Source organism: Pseudomonas sp. NPDC099000 (assembly GCF_044759925.1).
Taxonomy (GTDB): domain Bacteria; phylum Pseudomonadota; class Gammaproteobacteria; order Pseudomonadales; family Pseudomonadaceae; genus Aquipseudomonas.
This window is the reverse complement of sequence record NZ_JBIWAF010000006.1, coordinates 250028-275018: the sequence shown is the minus strand read 5'-3', so window position 1 is coordinate 275018 and position 24991 is coordinate 250028. Positions and strand designations below refer to the sequence as shown.

Annotated in this window: 27 protein-coding genes and 1 riboswitch; of the genes, 22 read left to right on the top strand and 5 right to left on the bottom strand. The window is 61.6% G+C overall.

Annotated features, from left to right (window positions below):
• The first annotated feature begins 66 nt into the window (after window positions 1–66).
• Both ACIQV9_RS10960 and ACIQV9_RS10955 read left to right on the top strand, forming a co-directional pair.
• A complete protein-coding gene (locus ACIQV9_RS10960) occupies window positions 67–1443 on the top strand; it encodes a pyridoxal-phosphate dependent enzyme (RefSeq protein ID WP_403101004.1) in 1377 nt (458 codons plus the stop codon).
• Window positions 1440–2618, top strand: a complete 1179-nt coding sequence (locus ACIQV9_RS10955; RefSeq protein ID WP_403101002.1) for a trans-sulfuration enzyme family protein — start codon at window positions 1440–1442, stop codon at window positions 2616–2618. Before ACIQV9_RS10960 ends, ACIQV9_RS10955 begins: the two co-directional genes overlap by 4 nt.
• A gap of 64 nt (window positions 2619–2682) precedes the next feature.
• Here ACIQV9_RS10955 and ACIQV9_RS10950 read toward each other — a convergent pair whose 3' ends face one another.
• From ACIQV9_RS10950 to purM, 3 genes are read right to left on the bottom strand one after another with little or no spacing between them, the layout of a single operon-like run.
• Complete coding sequence (locus ACIQV9_RS10950; protein WP_403101000.1) at window positions 2683–3396, bottom strand: DUF3108 domain-containing protein; 714 nt, start codon at window positions 3394–3396, stop codon at window positions 2683–2685.
• 8 nt (window positions 3397–3404) lie between these two features.
• Window positions 3405–4055, bottom strand: a complete 651-nt coding sequence (gene purN, locus ACIQV9_RS10945) for a phosphoribosylglycinamide formyltransferase (RefSeq protein ID WP_403100998.1) — start codon at window positions 4053–4055, stop codon at window positions 3405–3407.
• Window positions 4055–5113, bottom strand: coding sequence for a phosphoribosylformylglycinamidine cyclo-ligase (purM, locus tag ACIQV9_RS10940; RefSeq protein ID WP_010456810.1), 1059 nt, complete (start codon window positions 5111–5113; stop codon window positions 4055–4057). Before purM ends, purN begins: the two co-directional genes overlap by 1 nt.
• 381 nt (window positions 5114–5494) lie before the next feature.
• Between purM and ACIQV9_RS10935 the strand changes: the two genes are divergently transcribed.
• The 6 genes from ACIQV9_RS10935 (at window position 5495) to ACIQV9_RS10910 (ending at window position 10880) form a co-directional block, all read left to right on the top strand.
• A complete protein-coding gene (locus ACIQV9_RS10935) occupies window positions 5495–6556 on the top strand; it encodes a DUF2066 domain-containing protein (RefSeq protein ID WP_403100996.1) in 1062 nt (353 codons plus the stop codon).
• Between the two features lie 38 nt (window positions 6557–6594).
• Window positions 6595–7668, top strand: coding sequence for an AI-2E family transporter (locus ACIQV9_RS10930; RefSeq protein ID WP_403100994.1), 1074 nt, complete (start codon window positions 6595–6597; stop codon window positions 7666–7668).
• Between the two features lie 219 nt (window positions 7669–7887).
• Window positions 7888–8592: a DnaA regulatory inactivator Hda gene (hda, locus tag ACIQV9_RS10925; RefSeq protein WP_010456804.1), complete on the top strand. Its 705-nt coding sequence runs from the start codon at window positions 7888–7890 to the stop codon at window positions 8590–8592.
• A 214-nt stretch (window positions 8593–8806) separates the two neighbouring features.
• The gene (locus ACIQV9_RS10920) at window positions 8807–9448 is read left to right on the top strand and encodes a C40 family peptidase (protein ID WP_403100991.1); all 642 of its coding nucleotides are present in this window, start codon (window positions 8807–8809) and stop codon (window positions 9446–9448) included.
• 219 nt (window positions 9449–9667) lie between these two features.
• Window positions 9668–10204 (top strand): C40 family peptidase, encoded by a 537-nt coding sequence (locus ACIQV9_RS10915; RefSeq protein ID WP_403100989.1) that lies wholly within the window; start codon window positions 9668–9670, stop codon window positions 10202–10204.
• A 22-nt stretch (window positions 10205–10226) separates the two neighbouring features.
• Window positions 10227–10880 (top strand): O-methyltransferase, encoded by a 654-nt coding sequence (locus tag ACIQV9_RS10910; protein WP_403100987.1) that lies wholly within the window; start codon window positions 10227–10229, stop codon window positions 10878–10880.
• A gap of 103 nt (window positions 10881–10983) precedes the next feature.
• On the opposite strand, the gene ACIQV9_RS10905 is transcribed toward ACIQV9_RS10910, so the two are convergent.
• Both ACIQV9_RS10905 and ACIQV9_RS10900 read right to left on the bottom strand, forming a co-directional pair.
• Window positions 10984–12297 (bottom strand): PQQ-dependent sugar dehydrogenase, encoded by a 1314-nt coding sequence (locus ACIQV9_RS10905; protein ID WP_403100985.1) that lies wholly within the window; start codon window positions 12295–12297, stop codon window positions 10984–10986.
• Between the two features lie 67 nt (window positions 12298–12364).
• Window positions 12365–12949, bottom strand: coding sequence for a hypothetical protein (locus ACIQV9_RS10900; RefSeq protein WP_403100983.1), 585 nt, complete (start codon window positions 12947–12949; stop codon window positions 12365–12367).
• Window positions 12950–13106: 157 nt separating this feature from the next.
• Window positions 13107–13342, top strand: a riboswitch (cobalamin riboswitch).
• Between the two features lie 80 nt (window positions 13343–13422).
• On the opposite strand from ACIQV9_RS10900, the gene cobO reads away from it, so the two are divergent.
• The 14 genes from cobO (at window position 13423) to ACIQV9_RS10830 (ending at window position 24970) form a co-directional block, all read left to right on the top strand.
• Window positions 13423–14034, top strand: a complete 612-nt coding sequence (gene cobO, locus ACIQV9_RS10895) for a cob(I)yrinic acid a,c-diamide adenosyltransferase (protein WP_059402199.1) — start codon at window positions 13423–13425, stop codon at window positions 14032–14034.
• A 10-nt stretch (window positions 14035–14044) separates the two neighbouring features.
• Window positions 14045–15442: a cobyrinate a,c-diamide synthase gene (locus ACIQV9_RS10890; protein ID WP_403100981.1), complete on the top strand. Its 1398-nt coding sequence runs from the start codon at window positions 14045–14047 to the stop codon at window positions 15440–15442.
• Window positions 15439–16089 carry a 5,6-dimethylbenzimidazole synthase gene (bluB, locus tag ACIQV9_RS10885; protein ID WP_403100979.1) on the top strand — a complete coding sequence of 217 codons (651 nt, stop codon included), beginning with the start codon at window positions 15439–15441 and terminating at the stop codon, window positions 16087–16089. Before ACIQV9_RS10890 ends, bluB begins: the two co-directional genes overlap by 4 nt.
• Window positions 16086–16994 (top strand): adenosylcobinamide-phosphate synthase CbiB, encoded by a 909-nt coding sequence (cbiB, locus tag ACIQV9_RS10880; RefSeq protein ID WP_403100977.1) that lies wholly within the window; start codon window positions 16086–16088, stop codon window positions 16992–16994. Before bluB ends, cbiB begins: the two co-directional genes overlap by 4 nt.
• Window positions 16987–17979 carry a threonine-phosphate decarboxylase CobD gene (gene cobD / locus ACIQV9_RS10875; RefSeq protein WP_403100975.1) on the top strand — a complete coding sequence of 331 codons (993 nt, stop codon included), beginning with the start codon at window positions 16987–16989 and terminating at the stop codon, window positions 17977–17979. The genes cbiB and cobD overlap by 8 nt, the downstream gene beginning before the upstream one ends.
• Window positions 17976–19427, top strand: coding sequence for a cobyric acid synthase (locus tag ACIQV9_RS10870; RefSeq protein ID WP_403100973.1), 1452 nt, complete (start codon window positions 17976–17978; stop codon window positions 19425–19427). Before cobD ends, ACIQV9_RS10870 begins: the two co-directional genes overlap by 4 nt.
• Window positions 19428–19545: 118 nt before the next feature.
• On the top strand, window positions 19546–20067 hold the full coding sequence (gene cobU / locus ACIQV9_RS10865) for a bifunctional adenosylcobinamide kinase/adenosylcobinamide-phosphate guanylyltransferase (RefSeq protein ID WP_403100971.1): 522 nt from the start codon (window positions 19546–19548) through the stop codon (window positions 20065–20067).
• The gene (cobT, locus tag ACIQV9_RS10860) at window positions 20064–21119 is read left to right on the top strand and encodes a nicotinate-nucleotide--dimethylbenzimidazole phosphoribosyltransferase (protein ID WP_403100969.1); all 1056 of its coding nucleotides are present in this window, start codon (window positions 20064–20066) and stop codon (window positions 21117–21119) included. The genes cobU and cobT overlap by 4 nt, the downstream gene beginning before the upstream one ends.
• Window positions 21116–21691: an alpha-ribazole phosphatase family protein gene (gene cobC / locus ACIQV9_RS10855; RefSeq protein WP_403100967.1), complete on the top strand. Its 576-nt coding sequence runs from the start codon at window positions 21116–21118 to the stop codon at window positions 21689–21691. The genes cobT and cobC overlap by 4 nt, the downstream gene beginning before the upstream one ends.
• A gap of 2 nt (window positions 21692–21693) precedes the next feature.
• The gene (locus ACIQV9_RS10850; RefSeq protein WP_403100966.1) at window positions 21694–22428 is read left to right on the top strand and encodes an adenosylcobinamide-GDP ribazoletransferase; all 735 of its coding nucleotides are present in this window, start codon (window positions 21694–21696) and stop codon (window positions 22426–22428) included.
• 151 nt (window positions 22429–22579) lie between these two features.
• Window positions 22580–22984, top strand: coding sequence for a MarR family winged helix-turn-helix transcriptional regulator (locus ACIQV9_RS10845; RefSeq protein WP_403100964.1), 405 nt, complete (start codon window positions 22580–22582; stop codon window positions 22982–22984).
• Between the two features lie 51 nt (window positions 22985–23035).
• Window positions 23036–24244, top strand: coding sequence for an MFS transporter (locus ACIQV9_RS10840; RefSeq protein WP_403100962.1), 1209 nt, complete (start codon window positions 23036–23038; stop codon window positions 24242–24244).
• On the top strand, window positions 24241–24363 hold the full coding sequence (locus tag ACIQV9_RS10835) for a hypothetical protein (RefSeq protein WP_403100960.1): 123 nt from the start codon (window positions 24241–24243) through the stop codon (window positions 24361–24363). Before ACIQV9_RS10840 ends, ACIQV9_RS10835 begins: the two co-directional genes overlap by 4 nt.
• Before the next feature lie 55 nt (window positions 24364–24418).
• On the top strand, window positions 24419–24970 hold the full coding sequence (locus ACIQV9_RS10830; protein WP_403100958.1) for a glutathione peroxidase: 552 nt from the start codon (window positions 24419–24421) through the stop codon (window positions 24968–24970).
• The last annotated feature ends 21 nt before the right edge of the window (window positions 24971–24991 follow it).

Below are 24991 nucleotides of genomic sequence, written 5' to 3'. Positions count from 1 at the left end.
TGGCGCGCAATGATCCGCCGCAGGTCGCTGTCCATCCAGTGCGGATTCTCGCTGCGAGGTAACGACATGCCAAACGACTCCCGTCCTGCCGTGCTTGAACTGATCGGCAATACGCCGCTGGTGCGCGTCAGCCGTTTCGATACCGGCCCGTGTACGCTTTTTCTCAAACTCGAATCACAGAACCCCGGCGGTTCGATCAAGGACCGCATCGGTCTGGCGATGATCGACGCCGCCGAACGCGATGGCCGTCTGCAACCCGGCGGCACCATCGTCGAAGCCACCGCCGGCAACACTGGCCTCGGCCTGGCCCTGGTCGGCCGTGCCAAAGGCTATCGAGTGGTGCTGGTGGTGCCGGACAAAATGTCCACCGAGAAGGTCTTGCACCTCAAGGCTATGGGCGCCGAGGTGCACATCACCCGCTCCGACGTCGGCAAGGGCCATCCCGATTACTATCAGGACGTGGCGGCGCGGCTGGCGCAGGAAATCCCCGATGCGTTCTTCGCTGATCAATTCAACAACCCGGCCAACCCGCTGGCCCACGAATGCAGCACCGCGCCGGAGATCTGGGCACAGACCCAGCATGATCTGGATGCCATCGTCGTCGGCGTCGGTTCGGCCGGCACTCTGACCGGGTTGACCCGTTTCTTCCAGCGCGTGCAACCGAACCTGGAAATGGTGCTGGCCGATCCGGTCGGCTCGGTGATGGCCGAGTACAGCCGCAGTGGCACCCTCGGCAAGGCCGGTTCATGGGCGGTGGAAGGCATCGGTGAGGATTTCATTCCGTCGATTGCCGACCTTTCCAGCGTGCGCCACGCCTATTCGATCAGCGACGAGGAAAGCTTCGATCATGCCCGCCAATTGCTGCGTGCCGAAGGCATTCTCGGCGGTTCCTCAACCGGCACCTTGCTGGCGGCGGCCCTGCGTTACTGTCGCGAGCAGACCGAGCCGAAACGGGTGGTCAGCTTCGTCTGCGACACCGGCACCCGCTACCTGTCGAAGGTCTACAACGACCAGTGGATGAACGATCAGGGCCTGCTGCAATACAAGCGCTACGGCGATCTGCGCGACCTGATCGCGCGACGTTTCGAGGATGGCCGGGTGATCAGCGTCGGCCCCGACGACACGCTGCTCACCGCCTTCCAGCGCATGCGCCTGGCGGATGTCTCGCAACTGCCGGTGCTGGCGGACGGCAAGCGGCTGATCGGTGTGATCGACGAGTCCGATATTCTGCTGGGCGTGCACCAGGATGCTTCGCACTTGCGCATGCCCGTGGCCAGTGCGATGACCGACAAGTTGCAAACCCTGCCGGCTGACGCCAGTCTGGCCGAACTGCAGGCGGAGCTCGATCGCGGGCTGGTGGCGATCATCGCCGACGCCTCGGGCTTCCATGGCTTGATTACGCGAGTCGACATGCTCAATCACTTACGGAGATCCCTTTCATGAGTCAGCACGATGAATCCGGCGCGCCACGCGCCTTCGGCACCCGTGTGATCCATGCCGGACAGACGCCGGATCCTTCCACCGGGGCGCTGATGCCGCCGATTTATGCCAACTCCACGTACTTGCAGCAGAGCCCCGGCGTACACAAGGGGTTCGATTATGGGCGCTCTCACAACCCGACGCGTTTCGCGCTGGAACGTTGTGTGGCAGACCTCGAGGGCGGAACCCGGGCGTTTGCCTTCGCCTCCGGGCTGGCGGCGATTTCCACCGTACTGGAGCTGCTCGACGCCAACGCGCACATCGTCTCCGGCAACGACCTGTACGGCGGAACATTCCGACTGTTCGACAAGGTGCGTCAGCGCAGCGCCGGGCATCGGTTCAGCTACGTCGACCTGACCGATCTGTCGGCCTTCGAAGCGGCGTTGCAGGACGACACGCGGATGGTCTGTGTCGAGACGCCGAGCAATCCCTTGCTGCGCCTGTCGGATCTCGCCGCCATTGCGCGCATCTGCCGCGAACGAGGCATCCTCTGTGTGGCCGACAACACCTTCGCCAGCCCGTGGATCCAGCGCCCGCTGGAGCTGGGTTTCGATATTGTGGTGCACTCGACGACCAAGTACCTGAACGGCCACTCCGACGTGATCGGCGGCATCGCGGTGGTCGGGCAGAACGCCGAACTGGCCGAGCGCCTGGGCTTTTTGCAGAACGCGGTGGGCGCCATCGCCGGGCCGTTTGACGCGTTCCTCACCCTGCGCGGCGTGAAGACCCTGGCGTTGCGCATGGAGCGTCATTGCAGTAACGCGCTGGCGCTGGCGCAATGGCTGGAGCGTCAGCCGCAGGTGGCGCGCGTCTACTATCCAGGCTTGCCGTCGCACCCGCAGCACGAATTGGCACGACAGCAGATGCGAGGATTCGGCGGGATGATTTCCCTCGACCTGAACAGCGACCTGGCCGGCGCCAGGCGCTTCCTCGAAAGCGTGCAGATTTTCGCCTTGGCCGAGAGCCTGGGCGGGGTGGAAAGCCTGATCGAGCATCCGGCAATCATGACGCATGCCACCATCCCCGCAGACACCCGTGCGCAACTCGGGATCGGCGATGCGCTGGTGCGTTTGTCCGTGGGGGTCGAAGATGTCGAAGACCTGCGCGCCGACCTGGCCCAGGCGCTGTCGCGGATCTGACATTCAGCAGGCATAAAAAAATCCGGAATCCTTGTCGGATTCCGGATTTTTGTTCAAGCCCGGATCAGCTGCCTTTGACAGTCTTGCCGTTGACCGTACCGTCGAGGAGCATGATGTTGTACTCCTTGCCGTCGGTTTCGACCTGTTGCAGGCGGACCAGCAGGTAATCCCAATCCTTGGCGAACCACAGGACGGTGATGCGCTTGCTTTGCGTCGGGTCGCGCACGCGCTCGACCTTGATCGCATCGATCTGGCCGGCCTTGGTGTCGACTTTTTCCGAACCCAGCACGCGGAAGTCATAGGTATCGACTTCGCCATCGTCGACAACCTGATAGCTCATGCTTTTCTTGCCGGCGGCCACGTCGTGCTGCAGGGCGAGTTGGTAGGTGGATTTGTCGACCATGCCGCGATTGAGCGGGATCTTGACCGCGTCACCGCGATCGGTGCCGGTGACCATTTTATTGGTCCAGTCAAAGTCCAGGTCGGCTTTCTTGGCTTTACCCAGACCGCCGCGTTCGAAGTGGTAGGACTGTGGCAGCAAAGTGTCCTTGTCCAGGGTCAGGGTGCTTTCTTCAGTCAGGCTGGCGATCATCATCGAGGCCTTGAAGCTGAGCTTCCAGACACCGTTGGCTCCCTTGGTCAGGCTGCGTTCAGCCGTGCCACTCATGGGCAGCTGCTTCCAGTCGGCGGTGTAGCTGGCGGAGAAAGGTTGAAGTTCTGCAGCCTGCGCAAAAGGCAGTGCGAGCAGAGCGCAAGCGAAGAGCAGGGCGCGACGCATAAAATCTCCTAGTTTCGAATCAAGTGGCCGCTGGCCGCGAGTAACGTTCCATCCAGTAAAGCACCTTGCTCGCCGAGCGATAAACGACCCTCGGCAAACCAGCGTACGGCCATCGGGTAGATCAGGTGTTCCTGAGTGTGGACCCGCTGCGCCAGACTCTGCGGCGAATCGTGCAACTCTACCGGTATTACTGCCTGTACGACCAGTGGTCCGCCATCGAGTTCCTCGGTGACGAAGTGCACGGAGCAGCCGTGTTCCGTGTCACCGGCCTCCAGCGCGCGCTGATGAGTGTGTAACCCTTTGTATTTGGGTAGCAGCGAGGGATGAATGTTCAGCAGGCGACCCGCGTAATGGCGCACGAAGTCAGCGCTGAGAATGCGCATGAATCCGGCCAGTACCACGAGTTTGGGGTTGAAGGCGTCGATCAGTTCGATCAGCGCGGCATCAAAGGCTTCGCGGCCTTCGAAAGCCTTGTGATCCAGGGAGCGGGTGTCGATACCCGCGTCCCTGGCGCGTTGCAGGCCGTAAGCGTCGGCGCGGTTGGATATCACCGCAGCGATGCGGACCGGGCTGTCGCCGGTCCGCGTGCTGTCGATCAAGGCCTGCAAGTTACTGCCGGTGCCGGACAACAGCACCACCACATCACAGGTCTGAGACATCAATGAGCCTTGAGGTTCTTCAGTTCAACCTGGGCTGCGCCTTCGGCAGCGGTGGCGATCTGACCGATAACCCATGGCTGCTCGCCGGCTTCACGCAGGACGTTCAGTGCAGTCTCGACGTGCTCTTGAGCGACGCAGATGACCATGCCGACGCCGCAGTTCAGCACGCGGTGCATTTCGTTTTCGTCGACGTTGCCTTTCTCTTGCAGCCAGTCGAATACGGCCGGACGGGTCCAGCTCGCCACGTCCACCACGGCTTGGGCGCCTTTTGGCAGCACGCGCGGGATGTTGTCCAGCAGGCCGCCACCGGTAATGTGGGCCATGGCTTTGACGGCGCCGGTGTCCTTGATCAGCTTGAGCAGCGGCTTCACGTAGATGCGGGTCGGGGCCATCAGCAGGTCGGTCAGCGGTTTGCCGTCGAGCTGGATGTTTTCGATGTCGGCACCGGACACTTCGATGATTTTGCGGATCAGCGAGTAGCCGTTGGAGTGCGGGCCGGAAGACGGCAGGGCGAGCAGGGCATCGCCGGCAGCGACTTTCGAACCGTCGATGATTTCGGATTTTTCCACGACGCCGACGCAGAAACCGGCCAGGTCGTAGTCTTCGCCTTCGTACATGCCAGGCATTTCAGCGGTTTCGCCGCCGACCAGGGAGCAGCCGGACAGTTCACAGCCAGCGCCGATGCCGGTCACGACCTGGGTCGCGGTTTCGACGTTGAGTTTGCCGGTGGCGTAGTAGTCGAGGAAGAACAGTGGCTCGGCGCCGCAGACCACCAGGTCGTTCACGCACATGGCCACCAGGTCGATGCCGATGCTGTCGTGCTTGTTCAGGTTCAGCGCCAGACGCAGTTTGGTGCCCACGCCGTCGGTGCCGGAAACCAGCACGGGCTGCTTGTAGCCGGCCGGGATTTCGCAGAGGGCGCCGAAACCGCCCAGGCCGCCCATGACTTCCGGGCGCGCAGTGCGCTTGGCGACGCTCTTGATGCGTTCGACCAATGCTTCACCGGCGTCGATGTCTACACCGGCGTCCTTGTAGCTCAGGGAGGGTTGCTTGCTCATGATCCAGGCCTTTAGGGGGGATTCAGGGGTAACGACCGAGTCCAGTGGGACCGCCGAAATAAACGAAGGCGAGCGCCTTGCACGAATTTCAGGGTGCCCGGCTGTTGCCGGTCTGCGAAGGCGCGCGATTTTATCAGGCTTGAAGGGCAGCGGCCATCCTCACGCCGACGGCAGGGGCATATCGGCTGAAAAAAACCGTTATTGCCCATGTTGGTCGCAGCCGTGATGGCTGTATAAGGTATCGCGATTAACCGTCTATCGTTATGACAGTGCGAAAACTTAGTCAGATCGTGGTGAATGTTTTGCGCAAGGACATGGTCACAGCCTTGCTCGATCATCTTCATGCGGTCTGTTCCAGCCGCTCGTCGTCAGGAATCTTCCATGCGTTTTTTTTCCAGATTTTTATTTGCAGGCTGTTTTTCACTGGTCAGCCTGGCGAGTCATGCCGAAGCCGTCAAAGGCTTGTATCAAGTGCGCGAGCCTGTCAGCAGTCAATCGACTGAGGAGCGCGACCAGGCGACCCAGCGCGCGCTGGATACCCTGGTGTTGCGCCTGACCGGCGACCCCAAGGCAGCGCAAAGCCCGGGATTGGCGGCGCTGCGCAAAGACCCGCAACAGATCATCAGTCAATACGGTTTCGACGCCGGCCCGCCGGAAGTGCTGAAGGTCGATTTTGATCCGGCCACCACCGAACAAGCCTTGCGCCGCGCCGGGTTGTCTTTGTGGGGGGCGAATCGCCCGTCGATCCTGAGTTGGTGGTTGAACGACTCCGCCGAGGGATCGAGCCTGGTGGGTGATGGCCAGGCCAGCGCCGCGCCGTTGCGTCGCGCGGCACAACATCGTGGTCTGCCGTTGCGTCTGCCGCTGGCAGACCTGAGTGAGCAACTGGTCGCTACGGCACCGAACCTTGAAGGTGCGGATGCAACGCCACTGCGCGGTGCATCGGACCGTTACAACGCGGACGCCTTGCTTGCGGTGCATGCCCGGGAAGAGGGTGGCCAGTGGCAGGCCAAGTGGAATTTGTGGCTGGGCGACAAGAAGGAAGCCGGCAGCGTACAGGGGGCGGACCAGGCCGCGGTGGCCGATGCGGTGATGCTGGCGGTGAGTCAGCGTCTGGCGCCGCGGTTTGTCGTCAAGCCGGGGGCTTCGGGCGAACAATTGCTGGAAGTGCAGGGCATGAACCTGGAACGCTACGCCGCCCTTGGGCGCTTGCTGGAGCCTTTTGGGGCGCGCCTGCAAACGGTTGACGGCGAGCGCATTCTTTATCGGGTCAATGGCAGCGCCGAGCAGTTACGCTCGCAGCTGTCCCTGGCGAAGTTGCAGGAGGTTCCGGCCGGTGAGGCACCCGCTCCGGCAGCGCCTGTGCAACCGGTGGCCGAAGGTTCGGCGCCTGTGGTTGCGCCAACCCCGGCACCGGTGCCGCAGTTGAGATTCCGTTGGTAAGGTTTTCTTTCTTTATATAGATGCAGATGGAGTGGTACATGGCCGATACGCGGCGTTGGTTCTGGTTGGGTGGGGTGGTTCTGCTCTGCGTGTTTGTCTGGTTGTTGCATCCGATCCTGACGCCTTTTCTGGTCGCGTTGCTGCTGGCCTATCTGTTCGATCCGCTGGTGGATCGACTGGAAAGGGCTGGCCTGTCACGGACCTGGGGCGTGGTGGCGGTGTTCGCGTTGTTCACCTTGATCTTCACGACATTGCTGTTGGTGTTGGTGCCGATGCTCGCGAAGCAGTTGTTTCGCTTGTATGAACTGGCGCCGCAGATGCTCGACTGGCTACAGCACACCGCACTGCCGTGGGCGCAATCGAAATTTGGACTGTCGGATAATTTCTGGAAGTTCGACAAGCTCAAGGCGGCGATCAGCGAACACATGGGCCAGACCACCGACATCGTCGGGGTGGTGCTGAGTCAGGCGACGGCTTCGGGGCTGGCGTTGATTGGTTGGCTGGCGAATCTGGTGCTGATCCCGGTGGTGAGCTTTTACCTGCTGCGGGACTGGGACTTGATGATGACCAAGGTCCGCAGCCTGCTGCCCCGTGATCGCGAAGAGCGCGTCATGACCCTCGCGGGTGAATGCCATGAAGTACTGGGGGCATTCGTGCGCGGGCAGTTGCTGGTGATGCTGGCGCTGGGCGTGATCTACGCCGCGGGATTGATGCTGGTGGGGTTGGAGTTGGGGTTGTTGATCGGTCTGATCGCAGGCCTGGCGGCCATTGTGCCGTACATGGGGTTTGTCATCGGTATCGGTGCGGCGTTGATCGCCGGCCTGTTCCAGTTCGGTGGCGATCTGTATCCCATGATCGGTATCGTCGCGGTGTTTATGGTCGGGCAGGCACTGGAAGGCATGGTGCTGACGCCGTTGTTGGTGGGCGATCGTATCGGTCTGCACCCGGTGGCGGTGATCTTCGCCATTCTGGCGGGGGGCGAGCTGTTCGGTTTTACCGGCGTGTTACTGGCGTTGCCGGTCGCGGCGGTCATCATGGTGCTGGTGCGCCATGTGCATGATTTGTATAAGGATTCGGGTATCTACAGTGGTGTTGACGAACCTGAGCTATAAGGTTCGTCGCGGGCGACCTGGTTTCACGCCAGATTCGCCCGTATCCCTCTCGCTGCTGTCACATGCGCCGCCAAAGAAACTGTCATGAAACCAGGGCGTTAACGCAAACCTTTGATTTTGCTTGTGGTCTGTCGCATTGTGCGACCCGCCTCACGGGTATAAACTTCGCAAACTTTACACAGAGGCCACTAACGGTTCCTTTGGAACTGTTCAGTCAGCATGAAACCGATTCAGCTGCCCCTAGGTGTGCGTCTGCGTGATGACGCTACCTTTATCAATTACTACCCAGGCGCCAATGCCGCTGCACTCGGCTATGTCGAGCGGCTATGCGAAGCCGACGCCGGCTGGACCGAAAGCCTGATTTATCTCTGGGGCAAGGACGGGGTAGGGCGCACGCACTTGTTGCAGGCAGCCTGCCTGCGCTTCGAGCAACTGGGTGAGCCGGCGGTGTATCTGCCGCTGGCCGAGCTGCTGGATCGCGGCATCTCGATTCTCGACAACCTTGAACAATACGAACTGGTCTGCCTCGATGATCTGCAGGCGGTTGCCGGCCGGGCGGATTGGGAAGAGGCGCTGTTCCATCTGTTCAATCGTCTGCGCGACAGCGGTCGGCGTCTGCTGATTGCTGCATCAACCTCGCCGCGCGAATTGCCGGTGAAACTGGCTGACCTGAAATCGCGCCTGACCCTGGCACTGATCTTCCAGATGCGTCCGCTCTCCGACGAAGACAAATTGCGCGCCTTGCAGCTTCGCGCATCCCGTCGCGGCCTGCACCTGACCGATGAAGTCGGGCATTTTATCTTGACTCGCGGTACCCGCAGCATGAGCGCGCTTTTCGAGCTGCTTGAACGTCTCGATCAGGCCTCCCTTCAAGCTCAGCGCAAGCTGACGATTCCGTTCCTGAAAGAAACTCTAGGCTGGTAAAACCTGGGCCTGGCGCAGGTTTCGGCATATTTCAGGCGCCAGAAAATCCGCTTTCCTACAGGGCTGCACGCTGCGCGAGTGTCTAAATGGGGCTTAAGCGCTTAGATGTAAACGAGAAACCGATAAGTCACATAAAGTTCGATTGAATTTGCAAATGAGGATGATAGCGGGCATAGTCTCGCCTTCTTTACAACTATCAGCCACGGTCGTGCCCATGCTAAAGCGCTTCGCACCCCTCGTGCCTCTCGCACTCGTCACCCTGTTGTTCGGTTGCGCTGCCCACTCTCCAGTGACTCAGCAAGAGCAACAACAGCAGGTCAAGAATTCAGTCACCGCACAGTCTTCTTCCGTTCTTTTCCAGGAAGATCTTTATCAAGACGGCGTGGCCACCGATAAAGAACTGGCAAACTTCGCCGATGGCAAGTCGTATCAGCTTCCGGTTCTGGCCGACAGCATCCTCGAGCGTGGCATGTCCCTGATCGGTACCCGTTACCGTTTCGGCGGCACCTCCGAGGCCGGCTTCGATTGCAGCGGTTTCATCGGTTATCTGTTTCGTGAAGAAGCCGGCATGAACCTGCCGCGCTCTACTCGCGAAATGATCAACGTCGACGCTCCGCTTGTATCTCGCAGTGCGCTGAAGCCGGGTGATCTGCTGTTCTTCGCCACCAATGGTCGTCGCGGTCGTGTCAGTCACGCCGGGATCTACCTGGGTGACAACCAGTTCATCCACTCCAGCAGCCGCAAAAGCGGTGGTGTCCGGGTCGATAGCCTGGGCGACAGCTACTGGAGCAAGACCTTCATCGAAGCCAAGCGCGCCCTCGCGATGGCACCGACTGTGGTCACTGCACGCAAATAAGGCTTGACCTGTCGCCACGTCAGTGGCGACAAATGCCTCTTCGCAACGAAGTAGGCGGACAGTTTGTAAGGCGAACTTAAAGTCTTACTTGAAGTTTGGCCCATAGCCGCTAGAATCCAGATCTATTATTGATGGCAAACCGCCTGCGTCCTGCGCAGGCGGTTTTCTTTTCTGCCTTCCCGACAGAAAAAGCCGCAGCCAGATCAGGATGTTCTGCTTATGACGATGTCGGCCCGCCTCGCAATCATGTTCTTCGCAGCGCTGCTCAGCGCCTGCGCCAGTCGCACACCGCCGCCTGCGCCGGTAGTTCGCGCCCCAATTGTTTTCGGTAACCCGCAACCCTTTTCCGCCGAGGCAGAAGACGTGCTGTTCCGCGCGCTTGGTCTTGTGGGCACGCCGTATCGTTGGGGCGGTAACACGCCGGATTCGGGCTTTGACTGCAGTGGCCTGATCGGTTACGTCTATCGTGATGTCACTGGTATTTCCCTGCCGCGTACCACCCGCGAAATGATCACCATGCAGGCGGCCAGCGTCGGCAAGGAAGGCCTGCAAACCGGTGACTTGATCTTCTTCGCCACCAATGGCGGCTCCCAGGTCAGCCATGCCGGGATCTACGTCGGCGAAGGTCGCTTCGTTCATGCGCCGGCCACTGGCGGCACGGTGAAGCTCGACAGCCTGTCCAAGGCTTACTGGCAGAAGGCTTATCTGAGTGCCAAGCGCGTTCTGCAGCCTGAGCACCTGGCGCGCAACCCGTAGCGTCCTGTCCGAAGAGGTTGTCATGACCGCTCGCACCCTCAATCTCGATGATTCCCTGTACCAATACCTGCTCGACGTTTCCCTGAGGGAAACGCCGCTGCTCAAGCGCTTGCGCGACGAAACCCAGGCGCTGCCGATGGCGCGCTGGCAGGTGGCACCGGAGCAGGGGCAGTTCCTCGCGTTACTAGTCAAACTCATTGGCGCGAAGCGCTTGCTGGAAGTCGGCACGTTCACCGGTTACAGCGCCTTGTGCATGGCCGCTGCGTTGCCGGAGGGTGGTTCGCTGATCTGCTGTGATATCCCCGGCGACTACAACGCGATCGCACGCCGTTATTGGCAGGAAGCGGGGCTGGCCGAGCGAATTGACCTGCGTCTGGCGCCTGCGCTGGAAACGCTCGCCATATTGGATCAGTCGGGGGAGTTCGACCTGATCTTCATTGATGCCGACAAGTCCAACTATCCGAACTATCTGGAGCATGCACTGCGTCTGCTGCGTGTCGGCGGTCTGGCGGTGTTCGATAACACGCTGTGGAGCGGGAGGGTGCTTGAGCAGAACGCCGAGAGCGCAGACACCCGAGCCATCCAGGCGCTCAATCGCGCCTTGAGGGATGACTCGCGGGTGGATCTGTCGTTGTTGCCGTTGGGGGATGGGCTCACGCTCTGTCGTAAACGCTGATCCTTGGTAGGAGCGAGGCTTGCCCGCGAAGGCTGTAGGTCAGGCGACATCAATGTTGGATGTGCCGACGCCTTCGCGGGCAAGCCTCGCTCCTACAGGGCGGCTATTTAGCGGCCGACACCCGCCACACCTTGTTCCCCACATCATCGGCCACCAGCAAACCGCCCTGCTGATCGATCACCACGCCCACGGGCCGGCCCATGGCTTTCTCATCCTCATTGAGAAACCCCGTCAGCACATCAACCGGTTGCCCGGTCGGTTTGCCTCCCGCGAACGGGACGAAAATCACTTTATAGCCACTGTGCGGCTTGCGGTTCCACGAGCCGTGCTGGCCGATGAAGGCGCCTTCCTTGAATTGCGCTGGAAGTGTGTTGCCCTCGGCAAACGACAGGCCCAACGACGCGGTATGCGGGCCGACCGCGTAGTCCGGCGCAATGGCCTTGGCCACCAGGTCCGGGTTTTGCGGCTCGACTCGAATGTCGACGTGCTGGCCGTAATAGCTGAAGGGCCAGCCGTAGAACCCACCGTCCTTCACTGACGTGATGTAGTCCGGCACCAGGTCGCTGCCGATTTCGTCACGCTCATTGACCGCCGTCCACAGGGCGCCGGTCTGAGGTTCCCACGCCAGGCCGTTGGGATTACGAATCCCCGAGGCGAAGATTCGGTGATTACCGGTGGCGCGATCCACTTCCCAGATCGCCGCGCGACCTTCCTCCTGGTCCAGGCCATTTTCGCCGACATTGCTGTTGGAGCCGACCGTGACGTACAGCTTGCTCCCGTCCTTGCTGGCGATGACGTTTTTGGTCCAGTGGTGATTCAGCGTGCCGCCGGGCAGGTCGACCACCTTGATTGGCTGCGACTTGATCGCGGTGTCGCCATTTTCATAGTGAAAGCGCAGCAGACGGTCGGTGTCGGCGACGTACAGGTCATTGCCGACGAGGGTCATGCCGAAGGGCGAATTGAGGTTTTCCAGAAACACCGTGCGGGTTTCGGCGATGCCGTCGTGGTCCTTGTCCCGCAGCAGCGTGATGCGATTCGGGCTGGGGACGCCGGCGCCGGCACGGCCCATGACTTTCTTCATGACCCAGCCTTTAACGCCTTTGCCGTCATCGGGTTTCGGTGGCGCGTTGGTTTCCGCCACCAGCACATCGCCGTTGGGCAGCACGTAGAGCCAGCGCGGGTGATCGAGCCCTTCGGCAAATGCCGCCACCTGAGTGCCCGCCGCGGCGGTGGGTTTCGCACCGTCCGGCCAGCCGATCGCCGGGGCGATATTCACCGTCGGGATCAGGGTCTTGTTCGGTTCGGGCAGCTTGGGTGACGGGCCGGTGCCGTCGGAGACTTGCAAGCTGGAGGTTTCACCGCAAGCGGCGAGCCCTCCGGCGAGCGCGATGACGAGAACGAGCTGGGGCTTACGCATGCTGGACTTCCCTATGAATGCATTGACTTAATCATAGAGAAGCTTAGACGCGCGATGGTTCAAACGGTCAGCCGCGGGCTTCCTTTAGCAGGACCGCGATGCCGGGGTGATAGTTGCCGGCTTCGTTGCGCAACTTGCGGTAGGCGTATGGGAAATACCAGGCCACGGCGCAGCTGTGTTCCTTTTGCAGGTCGTCGACCATGTCCTGGAGTTCTTCCGGTGTCGCGCTCTGCTGGGCTTTTTGTGGTGCAACGAACAAGCAGCCGAGTTTCAGGTCGCTGGAATAGCTGATGCGTTTGGCGTCGCCGGTGATGTCCTGCAGCGCCTGGGTCAGGTTCAGGCTATTGACCCGCGGCCAGCGTTGAGTGGCCTGGAGGTAGGCGCGTTCTTCAGCGGTGGCGATAAACAGGTCGGCGCGGCTGTTGCGTTCACCTTCTTCGTTCTGCTTGCGCGTCGGTGTTTGTTGCAGCGTGACCATTTCCGCCATCCAGGCTGCGGCGGAGAGCAGGCCAAGGTTGGCTTTTTCGTCGTACCAATAAGGCGTGTCGTTATCGCCGCGCACCGCATTGTAGCGGTCGATACAGTCAAACCAGCGTTCCAGCACCGGTCGCAGGAATTCCAGCTTCGGATTGCTGATGATCATGCCTTGCATGTTGCTCACCCTTGTAATTGTGATGTTGGGTTTGTGGCGCTTTGATATCACTGCTGACAGTGTGGTGCAAGTTGGGAGGGTCAGTAAATTGACCGGCGGCAGTATATCGCCCGCCCGGGCTTTGTCTTCAATTGACGCTCCACCCCCAACCCTCTAACCTTCGCGGCTTGTTTCAGGTGCTCTGTGGCGATGGCCGACAGAGTGAAACAGGGAAGCCGGTGAGTGACTATCTTCACGCGACGAAACGTCACGATCCCGGCGCTGCCCCCGCAACGGTAAATGAGTGAAAGCTGCGCCTTGAGCCACTGTGTCGACTGTCGACATGGGAAGGCGCGCAGTCAGGCCTTGCGCCGCTCATGAGCCCGGAGACCGGCCTGATTCATCCAACGGCATCACGGTGGGCGATGCCAGGCTTCTTGCCGTCTATTCTTGTGCCTGCCCGCCGTTATCCAGCCTCAACGGAGAGCTCCCCCATGACTGATACCCCCGATCGTGACGAACGCCATTTGGCGCGCATGCAACGCAAAAAAGCCGTGATCGACGAACGCATCGCCAACTCGCCGAATGAGTGCGGCCTGCTGCTGGTGCTGACCGGCAACGGCAAAGGCAAGAGCAGCTCGGCCTTTGGCATGCTCGCCCGGTCCATGGGCCACGGCATGCAGTGCGGCGTGGTGCAGTTCATCAAGGGGCGCAACAGCACCGGCGAAGAGCTGTTCTTCCGGCGCTTCCCGGAGCAGGTGCGTTTTCATGTGATGGGCGAGGGCTTCACCTGGGAAACCCAGGACCGCCAGCGCGACATCGCCGCCGCCGAAGCCGCGTGGGCGGTGTCCCAGGAACTGCTGCGTGACCCGTCGATCGGTCTGGTGGTGCTGGATGAGTTGAACATCGCCCTCAAGCACGGCTACCTCGATCTGGATCAGGTTCTCAGTGATTTGCAGGCGCGTCCGCCGATGCAACATGTGGTGGTCACCGGTCGCGGTGCCAAGCCGGAAATGATTGAACTGGCCGACACGGTCACCGAAATGGGCGTGATCAAGCACGCGTTCCAGGCCGGGATCAAAGCGCAAAAAGGCGTCGAATTGTGAGCTGCACTTTATGAATAGCCATCGTCAATGCCCGGCGGTATTGATTGCCGCGCCGGCCTCCGGTCAGGGCAAGACCACCGTCACTGCCGCGCTGGCCCGTTTGCACCGCAATCAGGGGCGCAAGGTCCGCGTGTTCAAATGCGGCCCGGACTTTCTCGACCCGATGATTCTCGAGCGCGCCAGCGGTGCGCCGGTGTATCAACTGGACATGTGGATGGTCGGCGAGCAGGAAAGTCGTCGTCTGTTGTGGGAAGCCGCCGGTGAGGCCGACCTGATCCTCATCGAAGGCGTCATGGGCCTGTTCGACGGCACGCCGTCCAGCGCCGACCTGGCGCGGCACTTCGGTGTGCCGGTGCTCGGCGTGATCGACGGCACGGCGATGGCGCAGACCTTTGGTGCGCTGGCGCTGGGGTTGGCGAAATATCAGCCGGACTTGCCGTTTGCCGGTGTGCTGGCCAACCGAGTGGGCACGCTGCGTCATGCGCAATTGCTCGAAGGCAGCCTGACTGAAGGCTTGCGCTGGTACGGCGCCTTGTCGCGGGAGATCGGGATCGAATTGCCGAGTCGGCATCTGGGTCTGGTCCAGGCCAGCGAGTTGAATGATCTTGATCTGCGCCTCGATGCGGCAGCCGAATCGCTGGCCAGCAGTTGCGATGTGGCGTTGCCGCCCGCCGTGGAATTCGCCGGGCCCGATGTGATTGCCGCCGAGCCTTTGCTTAAAGGCATCCGAATCGCCGTGGCCCGTGATGAAGCGTTTGCCTTCACCTACGGCGCGAGCCTGGATTTGCTGCGGGCCATGGGCGCCGAGTTGCTGTTCTTCTCGCCGATCCGCGATGCTGATTTGCCGGAAGCTGACAGCCTTTATCTGCCGGGCGGTTATCCGGAACTGCACCATGTGGCGCTGTCACAGAACACCTCGATGCTCGACGCGATCCGCGCCCATCATGCCGTCGGCAAACCGTTGCTGGCCGAGTGTGGCGGGATGTTGTACCTGCTCGACTCATTGACCGATGTCGAGGGCACTCGCGCTGAACTGGTCGGCTTGCTCAAAGGTGACGCGGTGATGCAAAAGCGTCTGGCCGCGCTGGCGTTGCAAGCGGTCGAGTTGCCGGAAGGTTCGTTGCGCGGGCACACCTATCACCACTCGTTGACCAGCACTGAGCTTGAGCCGATTGCTCGTGGGCTGAGCCCCAATGGCGGGCGTGGGGCGGAGGCGGTTTATCGTGAGGGGCGGATGACTGCGTCCTATGTACACTTTTATTTTCCGTCCAATCCTTCGGCGGTTGCCGCACTTTTTGCACCTGACCTTGAAGCCGCTATCGCGAGCAGGTCGAATCGTCGCACCGTCGCTCCTACAATGGATCCCTTAACCCCTGTGGGAGCGGGCTTGCTCGCGAAGAGGCCATGACCGACAACGCATTCTCCGAAGCCGAACGCGAAGCGGTCTATCGGGCAATTGCTGAACGCCGCGACATGCGCCACTTCAGCGGCGGCACCGTCGAACCCGAATTACTGCGACGCCTGCTCGAAGCCGCCCACCAGGCCCCCAGCGTGGGCCTGATGCAACCCTGGCGGTTCATCCGCATCAGCGACCGGGCCGTGCGCGGCAAGATCCAGCAACTGGTGGAAGAAGAACGCATCCGCACCGCCGAAGCCCTCGGCGAGCGCACCGACGAATTCATGAAGCTGAAAGTCGAAGGCATCAACGACTGCGCCGAGGTGTTGGTCGCCGCGCTGATGGACGATCGCGAGCGCCACATTTTCGGTCGTCGCACCTTGCCGGAAATGGACATGGCCTCGTTGTCCTGCGCGATCCAGAACCTCTGGTTGGCCTCCCGGGCCGAAGGTCTGGGCATGGGCTGGGTGTCGCTGTTCGAGCCGCAAGCGCTGGCGGACTTGCTGGGTTTACCGCCAGGGGCCAAGCCGTTGGCGGTTCTTTGCCTTGGCCCGGTCAAGGAATTCTATCCGGCGCCGATGCTGGTACTCGAAGGGTGGACGCAGGCGCGTCCGCTCAGTGAGTTGCTGTATGAAAATTATTGGGGAGTGAGTCAATGAGTGTGGCGTTATTGAGTGTCGCCGCGGTTGCGCTGGACGCGCTGCTGGGTGAACCCAAACGCTGGCATCCGCTGGTGGCGTTCGGCCGTTTTGCCGACCGCATCGAGCAACGTTTCAACGGTGAGGGACGTGGCTGGCGCAGCCATGGCGTCACCGCGTGGGTGATCGCGGTTGTGCCGCTGACCTTGCTGGCCACGGCGTTTTCCTGGGCGCCTTATGTCGGCTGGATTGTCGAGATTCTCGCGCTCTATTGCGCCCTCGGCATGCGCAGCCTCGGTGAGCACGTCGAGCCGGTGGCCAAGGCTTTGCGCAGTGATGATCTCGACGAAGCCCGCAAGCGCGTGGGTTATCTGGTCAGCCGTCAGACCACCGAGCTGGATAAAACCGAAGTCGCCCGCGCCGCCACTGAATCTGTCCTGGAGAACGGCAGCGATGCGGTGTTCGCCGCGCTGTTCTGGTTTGCCGTGGCCGGCGCGCCCGGCGTGGTGCTCTATCGCTTGAGCAACACCCTCGATGCCATGTGGGGTTATCGCAACGAACGCTTCGAACGTTTCGGCTGGGCGGCGGCGAAGATCGACGATGTCCTCAACTACATTCCCGCGCGCCTGGTGGCGCTGACCTACGCGCTGCTGGGCAAAACCCGACTGGCGTTGAAATGCTGGCGCACTCAGGGCCCAACCTGGGACAGCCCCAACGCCGGACCTGTGATGGCGGCCGGTGCCGGTGCGCTCGGCGTCGAGTTGGGCGGGGCGGCGATCTATCACGGTGAACTGCATCAGCGTCCGCAACTGGGCGAAGGCGTGCCGGCGGATGCCGACTCCATCGACCGTGGCTGGCAATTGGTCCAGCGCGGCGTATGGTTATGGCTGCTGATTCTCTGCGTGGGAGCTGAATTCTATGCTTGAGCACGGTGGCCGCTTGCGCAAGGCTGCGCTCGAATACGGCATTGCCGAAGCCGATTGGCTGGACCTGTCCAGCGGCCTCGCGCCGTGGCCATTCCCGATCCCGGACATTCCGTTGCGAGCCTGGGCACGCTTGCCGGAAACCGATGACGGTCTGGAGCAGGCCGCTTGCGATTATTACGGCACCGGACAGGTGCTGCCGGTGGCCGGTTCGCAAATGGCCATCCAGTTGCTGCCGCGTTTGCGTCGGGCCGGCAAGGTCGGTGTGCTGTCGCCGTGTTACGCCGAACACGCGCAAGCATGGCGCAGTAACGGTTACATCGTGCGCGAAGTGCTGGAGCAGGAAGTCGACTTCTATATCGACAGCTTAGACGTGCTGGTGGTGGTCAATCCGAACAACCCGACGGGCCTGAGCCTGACCCCGAATCGCCTGCTCGACTGGCACGCCCGACTGGCCTCTCGCGGTGGCTGGCTGGTGGTGGACGAAGCGTTCATGGACAACACGCCATCGCTGAGCCTGGCACCGTTTGCCCATCTGGTCGGTTTGATTGTGCTGCGTTCCTTCGGCAAGTTTTTTGGCCTGGCCGGTGTGCGGCTGGGCTTTGTGCTGGCTGAGCGCAAGTTGCTCAAGTTGCTCGCCGAGCAGGTGGGGCCCTGGGCGGTCAGTGGGCCGACACGGGTGTTGGGCCAAGCCTGTTTGCTGGACAGCGAAGGCCATGCAAGGCAGCGCGTGCGCAGCGAAGAAGCCAGCAAACGCCTGGCACTTTTGCTTGGGCAGTATGGTTTGCAGCCTCAGGGTGGCTGCGCATTGTTTCAATGGCTGATCACCGAGCATGCCGAAGCGCTTCACGAGTTCATGGCAAGGCGTGGCATTTTGCTGCGGTTGTTCACCCACAACAGCAGCGTGCGTTTCGGCTTGCCGGCGGATGAGGCGGACTGGCAGCGCCTCGAGCAAGCACTTCAGGCCTTCGTCAAGGAAATCCAATGACAACGTTGATGGTGCAAGGCACCACATCCGACGCCGGTAAAAGCACGCTGGTGACGGCGTTGTGTCGCTGGGTCACGCGTCAGGGCGTGCGCGTTGTGCCCTTCAAACCGCAGAACATGGCCCTCAACAGCGCCGTGACCGCCGACGGTGGCGAGATCGGCCGCGCTCAGGCGGTGCAGGCTCAAGCGGCCAACCTTGAACCGCACACCGACATGAATCCTGTGTTGCTCAAACCCAACAGCGACACTGGCGCCCAGGTAATCATCCATGGTCGTGCGGTCACGACGATGAACGCGGTCGCCTATCACGACTACAAAGCCATTGCCATGCAAGCCGTGCTGGCCTCCCATGAACGATTGAGCGCGGCGTATCCGGTGGTGATGGTCGAAGGCGCAGGCTCGCCGGCCGAGATCAATCTGCGTGCCGGCGACATTGCCAACATGGGCTTTGCCGAGGCGGTGGATTGCCCGGTGGTGTTGATCGCCGACATCAATCGCGGCGGGGTGTTCGCGCATCTGGTGGGCACGCTGGAACTGCTGTCGCCGACCGAGCAAGCGCGGGTCAAAGGCTTCATCATCAACCGTTTTCGCGGCGACATCGCCTTGCTGCAACCCGGCCTCGACTGGCTGGAAGCGCGCACCGGCAAACCGGTGATCGGCGTGCTGCCCTATGTCATGGATTTGCACCTGGAAGCCGAGGACGGCATCGATCAGCGCCAGACCGACAAGGCTGAGCGCGTGCTCAAAGTGGTGGTGCCGGTGCTGCCGCGCATCAGCAACCACACCGATTTCGATCCGCTGCGCCTGCATCCGCAAGTCGACCTGCAATTCATCGGCCCCGGCCAGGCGATTCCTGCGGCCGACCTGATCATTCTTCCCGGCTCGAAAAGCGTACGCAGTGACCTCGCGTACCTGCGGGCCAATGGCTGGGACACGGCCATCAGTCGTCATCTGCGCTATGGCGGCAAAGTGCTGGGGATTTGCGGCGGTCTGCAAATGCTCGGTGAGCAAGTGCACGATCCGCTGGGCCTCGAAGGCGCGCCGGGTTCCAGTGCCGGTCTGGGCCTGCTGGCGTTCGAAACACAGCTTGAAGAGGAGAAGCAATTGCGCAATGTGCGCGGGCATTTGGCGCTGGAAAATGCTGAAGTCAGCGGCTACGAAATACATGCCGGAGTGACCACCGGGTTGGCGCTGGAAAACGCTGCCGTGCAGCTGGACGATGGTCGCTGCGATGGCGCGCAAAGTGCTGACGGGCAGATTTTCGGCACCTACCTGCACGGCCTGTTTGAATCCCCGGCGGCGTGCAGTGCGCTGCTGCGCTGGGCGGGTTTGCAGGATGTGCAGGCAGTGGATTACCACGGGTTGCGCGAGCGCGATATCGAGCGGTTGGCGGATTTGGTGGAGAAGCATTTGGATACCCGATTGCTGCGTGAACTCTGCGGTATTTGAGAGGACGTCTTCGCGGGCAAGCCTCGCTCCTACAAGGTCAAGAGCGGGACATACCTGTAGGAGCGAGGCTTGCCCGCGAAGAGGCCAGTACCTACACCGCATATTTAAGGAATGAACCATGCTGCAACTGATCCTCGGCGGCGCCCGCTCCGGCAAAAGTCGCCTCGCTGAAAAACTCGCGACAGATAGCCAGCTTCAGGTCACCTACATCGCCACCAGCCAACCGCTGGACGGTGAAATGAACGAACGGGTCGCCCATCACCGCGCCCGTCGTCCGGCTGAATGGGCGTTGATCGAAGAGCCGATCGAACTCGCCCGTGTATTGCGCGAAAGCGCCCGCGCCGAGCGTTGCCTGCTGGTGGATTGCCTGACCCTGTGGATCACCAATCTGCTGATGCTCGACGATGCCGAACGTCTGAACGCAGAACGCGAAGCCCTGCTGGACTGCCTGGCGTCATTGCCGGGTGAAATCATTTTTGTCAGCAACGAAACCGGAATGGGTGTCGTGCCGCTGGGCGAATTGACTCGCCGCTATGTCGATGAGGCCGGTTGGCTGCATCAAGCCCTGGCCGAGCGCTGCCAACGTGTCGTCCTGACCGTCGCCGGCCTGCCCCTGACTTTGAAAGGAACCGCGTTATGACCCAATCCTGGTGGCTGAACCCGTGCAAGCCGATCGACGCGCAAGCCGTCGAGCAGGCGCAGGCACGTCAACAGCAGCTGACCAAGCCTGCCGGATCCCTCGGCCGACTGGAATCGGTGGCCGTGCAATTGGCGGGGCTGCAAGGGCAGGTCAAACCGAGTCTCGATCAGCTGTGGATCGCCATTTTTGCCGGCGATCATGGTGTGGTTGCAGAAGGCGTGTCGGCGTTCCCTCAGGAAGTCACCGGGCAGATGCTGCACAACTTCGTCAGCGGTGGTGCGGCGATCAGCGTGTTGGCGCGTCAGCTCGGGGCTTCCCTCGAAGTGGTCGACCTCGGCACGGTAACGCCGTCGTTGAACCTGCCGGGCGTGCGTCATCTCAACATCGGCGCGGGCACCGCCAATTTCGTCGAAGGCCCGGCCATGACGGCTGCCCAGGGCGAACTCGCCTTGCAGGCCGGTCGCGACAGCGTGCAGCGTGCGGTCGCCAAAGGTGCGCAGTTGTTTATCGGCGGCGAGATGGGCATCGGCAACACCACGGCGGCCAGCGCGCTGGCCTGTGCCTTGCTCGATTGCCCGGTGGTGCATCTGGCCGGGCCCGGCACCGGTTTGAACGCGGCGGGGGTCAGCCACAAAGCCCAAGTCATTGAACGCGCCTTGGCATTGCACGGCGCTCAGCGCGGTGATGCGTTGCAAACCCTGTTCAACCTCGGCGGGTTTGAAATTGCGGCGCTGGTCGGCGCGTATCTGGCGTGTGCCCAGGAAGGCGTTGCGGTGCTGGTGGACGGCTTTATCTGCAGCGTCGCCGCGTTGGTGGCGGTGCGCTTGAATCCTGAATGCCGTCAGTGGTTGTTGTTCGGCCATCGCGGTGCCGAGCCGGGCCATCGTCATGTGCTGGAAACACTGAACGCCGAACCCCTGCTGGACCTCGGTCTTCGTCTGGGCGAGGGCAGTGGCGCCGCGTTGGCCGTGCCGTTGCTGCGTCTGGCCTGCGATCTTCACGGGCAGATGGCAACCTTCGCCGAAGCGGCGGTGGCGGACCGTCCGGCATGACGTTGCGACTGGATCTTCTGCGCCACGGTGAAACCGAACTCGGTGGCGGTTTGCGCGGCAGCCTCGACGATGCGCTGACCGGCAAGGGCTGGGAGCAGATGCGCGCGGCGGTGGTTGAGCAGGGGCCGTGGGATCGGTTGATCAGTTCACCGCTGCAACGTTGTGCGCGGTTTGCGGATGAACTCGGTGCACAGTTGGGGCTGCCCGTGCACCTCGAAAACGATCTGCAAGAACTGCACTTCGGCGCCTGGGAAGGGCAGAGTGCTGCGGCGTTGATGGAGACTGACGCCGCAGGGTTGGGCCTGTTCTGGGCCGATCCGTATTCCTTTACGCCGCCGGAGGGTGAGCCGGTCGGGGATTTCTCAGCGCGGGTGCTGGCGGCGGTGGCGCGACTGCACGCGGCGTATGCGGGTGAGCGGATCTTGCTGATCAGCCATGGCGGTGTCATGCGTTTGTTGCTGGCGCAGGCCCGGGCTTTGCCCCGTGAGCAGTTGTTGAATGTCGAAGTCGGCCATGGCTCGCTGTTTTCGTTGAGCGTCGAGTCAGGCGTCATTCTCAAGGAAGCGATCTGACCATGTTGCCCTTCTGGATCGCCCTGCAATTTCTCAGCAGTTTGCCGATTCGCCTGCCCGGCATGCCGGCACCTCAGGAACTCGGACGTTCGCTGCTGTTTTATCCGTTGGTCGGGCTGCTGTTCGGCGCCATTTTGTGGGCGCTGAACTGGCTGTTACTGGGCACGCCTTTGTTGCTTCACGCCGCGCTGCTGCTGACCGCTTGGGTATTGCTCAGCGGCGGATTGCACCTGGACGGCCTGGCCGATAGCGCCGATGCGTGGCTCGGTGGCTTCGGCGATCGCGAGCGCACGCTGACCATCATGAAAGACCCGCGCAGCGGGCCGATTGCGGTGGTGACGCTGGTGCTGGTGTTGCTGCTCAAATTCGCCGCGTTGCTGGCGTTGATCGAGCAGCAGCACAATGTTTTGCTGATCATCGTTCCGCTGATTGGTCGTAGCGCGATGCTGGGGTTGTTCCTGACCACGCCGTATGTGCGTGCCGGCGGGTTGGGCCAGGCGCTGGCCGATCATTTGCCGCGTTCAGCGGGTAAGCAAGTGTTGGCGGTCAGTGGGTTGGCATGTGTGCTGATCGCAGGGTTCAGCGGTGTCTGGGCGCTCGTTCTGGCGGGCGGGATGTTCGTCTGGTTGCGGCAGGTAATGTTGCGGCGATTGGGCGGGACGACGGGGGATACGGCCGGGGCGTTGCTGGAGTTGTTGGAGGTGGCGGTGCTGGTGGGCGTTGCCCTGATCCTGTAGGAGCGAGCGGGCGGCGATCCGACTTGCCCGCGAAGGGCGCGACGCGGTTTGTCTGCCAAACCGCATTATCTTCTTCGCGGGCAAGCCTCGCTCCTACGGTAATATGTGTCAAAAATTTGCTTTCATTTAACCGCGGGTATATACACGCACCATGCTCGACTCTCAATGTTTATGCATCAACCTGCGTCGCGCCGCTCGTGGCGTCAGCAGGCATTACGACGGCGCTCTCGACGGCTTCGGGATCAACGTTGCCCAGTATTCTTTGCTGTGCAATCTGCAGCGTCTGAATGAGCCGAGTATTTCCACCCTGGCCGAAGCCATGGGCCTGGACCGCAGCACCTTGGGGCGCAATCTTCGAGTGCTGGAGGGCGAAGGCCTGGTGGCGCTGGTCGAGGGCGAGGACATGCGTAATCGCATCGTTCGCCTGACCGCGGCGGGTGCAGATCGCCTGGCAGCGGCCTTGCCTGCCTGGGAAGCGGCGCAGCAGCGGCTGATCGATCGTCTGGGCGCCGAAAAACGCGAAACCTTGTTGCGACTGCTGGACGAACTGGCGTGATGCCGGTTTTCCGATCTTAAGCGGGTATATACCCGCTACCGGAGAATAAGAATGACCTCGATGTGGCGTACATGCGGTTGGGTGTTGGTGGGGAGTGCGCTGATCCTGGCATTGTCGTTGGGCGTGCGACACGGCTTCGGCCTGTTCCTGGCACCGATGAGTGCCGAATTCGGCTGGGGGCGTGAGACGTTCGCTTTTGCCATCGCTCTGCAGAACCTGATCTGGGGCCTGGCGCAGCCATTCACCGGCGCGCTGGCTGACCGCTTTGGCGCGGCGAAAGTGGTGTTGGTCGGTGGTGTTCTGTACGCATTGGGCCTGGTGTTCATGGGCTTGTCCGACTCGGCGGTAACGTTGTCCCTGAGTGCGGGCCTGTTGATCGGCATCGGCCTGTCGGGCACGTCGTTCTCGGTGATCCTCGGCGTGGTCGGTCGTGCCGTGCCGCCGGAGAAACGCAGCATGGGCATGGGCATCGCCAGCGCCGCCGGTTCGTTTGGTCAGTTCGCCATGTTGCCGGGTACGCTGGGGTTGATTGGCTGGCTCGGCTGGTCTGCGGCATTGCTGGTGCTGGGTCTGCTGGTGGCGCTGATTATCCCGTTGGTGAGCATGCTCAAGGACAAACCGCTGCCAATGCTCGGCCATGAACAAACCCTCTCTGAAGCGCTGCGTGAAGCCTGCTCCCATTCGGGGTTCTGGCTGTTGGCGTTCGGCTTTTTTGTCTGCGGTTTCCAGGTGGTGTTCATCGGCGTGCATTTGCCGGCGTATCTGGTGGATCAGCATCTTCCAGCCACAGTGGGCACCACGGTGCTGGCGCTGATCGGGCTGTTCAATATTTTCGGCACGTACACCGCAGGATGGCTCGGCGGTCGCATGTCCAAACCGCGCTTGCTGACCGGTTTGTACCTGTTGCGGGCGGTGGTGATTACGTTGTTTCTCTGGGCACCGGTCACCACGACCACCGCCTACCTGTTCGGCATGGCCATGGGCTTACTGTGGTTATCCACCGTGCCGTTGACCAACGGCACGGTGGCGACCTTGTTCGGTGTGCGAAATCTGTCCATGCTCGGTGGGATTGTTTTCCTCTTCCACCAGCTCGGTTCGTTCCTTGGCGGCTGGCTGGGTGGCGTGGTGTATGACCGAACCGGGAGTTATGACTTGATCTGGCAAGTGGCAATACTGTTGAGTCTGTTGGCCGCCGCCCTGAACTGGCCGGTGCGTGAGCAGCCGGTGGCGCGCCTGCAAACCCGGTTGAGTGCGATATGAACCGTCTCTTGCCGCGAATGGCGGTGGTCGCTGTCGGCGCCTTGCTGCTGGCCTTGGCCTGGTGGGGCTGGCATCAGGGCGGATTGGCGCTGATGCAGTTGGGCATGGGCGCTTGCTAGGAACAGGCGAGGGCGAGTAACTTCGTTTGTGACCATTGAACAAGGATGCACCGACATGCTGATGCGCTGGATTGCAGTCCCCGCGTTGCTGATGGCGTTTACCGGATTGGCACAGGCGGCCGAGTGCTCGGAACTGTTGCAGGGCTCGTTGCCCAAGCTGCGCGCCAAGGAATCCATCGACCTGTGCCAACGGTTTGAGGGTAAACCGCTGGTGGTGGTCAATACCGCAAGCTTCTGTGGCTTCGCTCCGCAGTTCAAAAGCCTTGAGGCGCTGAATCAGCGCTACAAGGACCAGGGGCTGGAGGTGATCGGCGTTCCGTCCAATGACTTCAAGCAGGAGTCCAAGGACGGCGCTGAGACCGCCAAGGTCTGCTACGTGAACTACGGCGTGACCTTCACCATGACCGAGCCGCAAAAAGTCCGCGGCGACGGCGCGACTCACCTGTTCAAAGTCCTCGCCAAACAGTCCAGCGCGCCGAAGTGGAATTTCTACAAATACGTGGTGGATCGCAAGGGCAAGGTAATTGCCAGCTTCTCCAGCCTGACCAAGCCCGACGATCCCGAGTTCATCGAGGCGGTGGAAAAAGCCCTGGCCTCGCAACCCTGATTGACGCCGACTAAAAAGCCC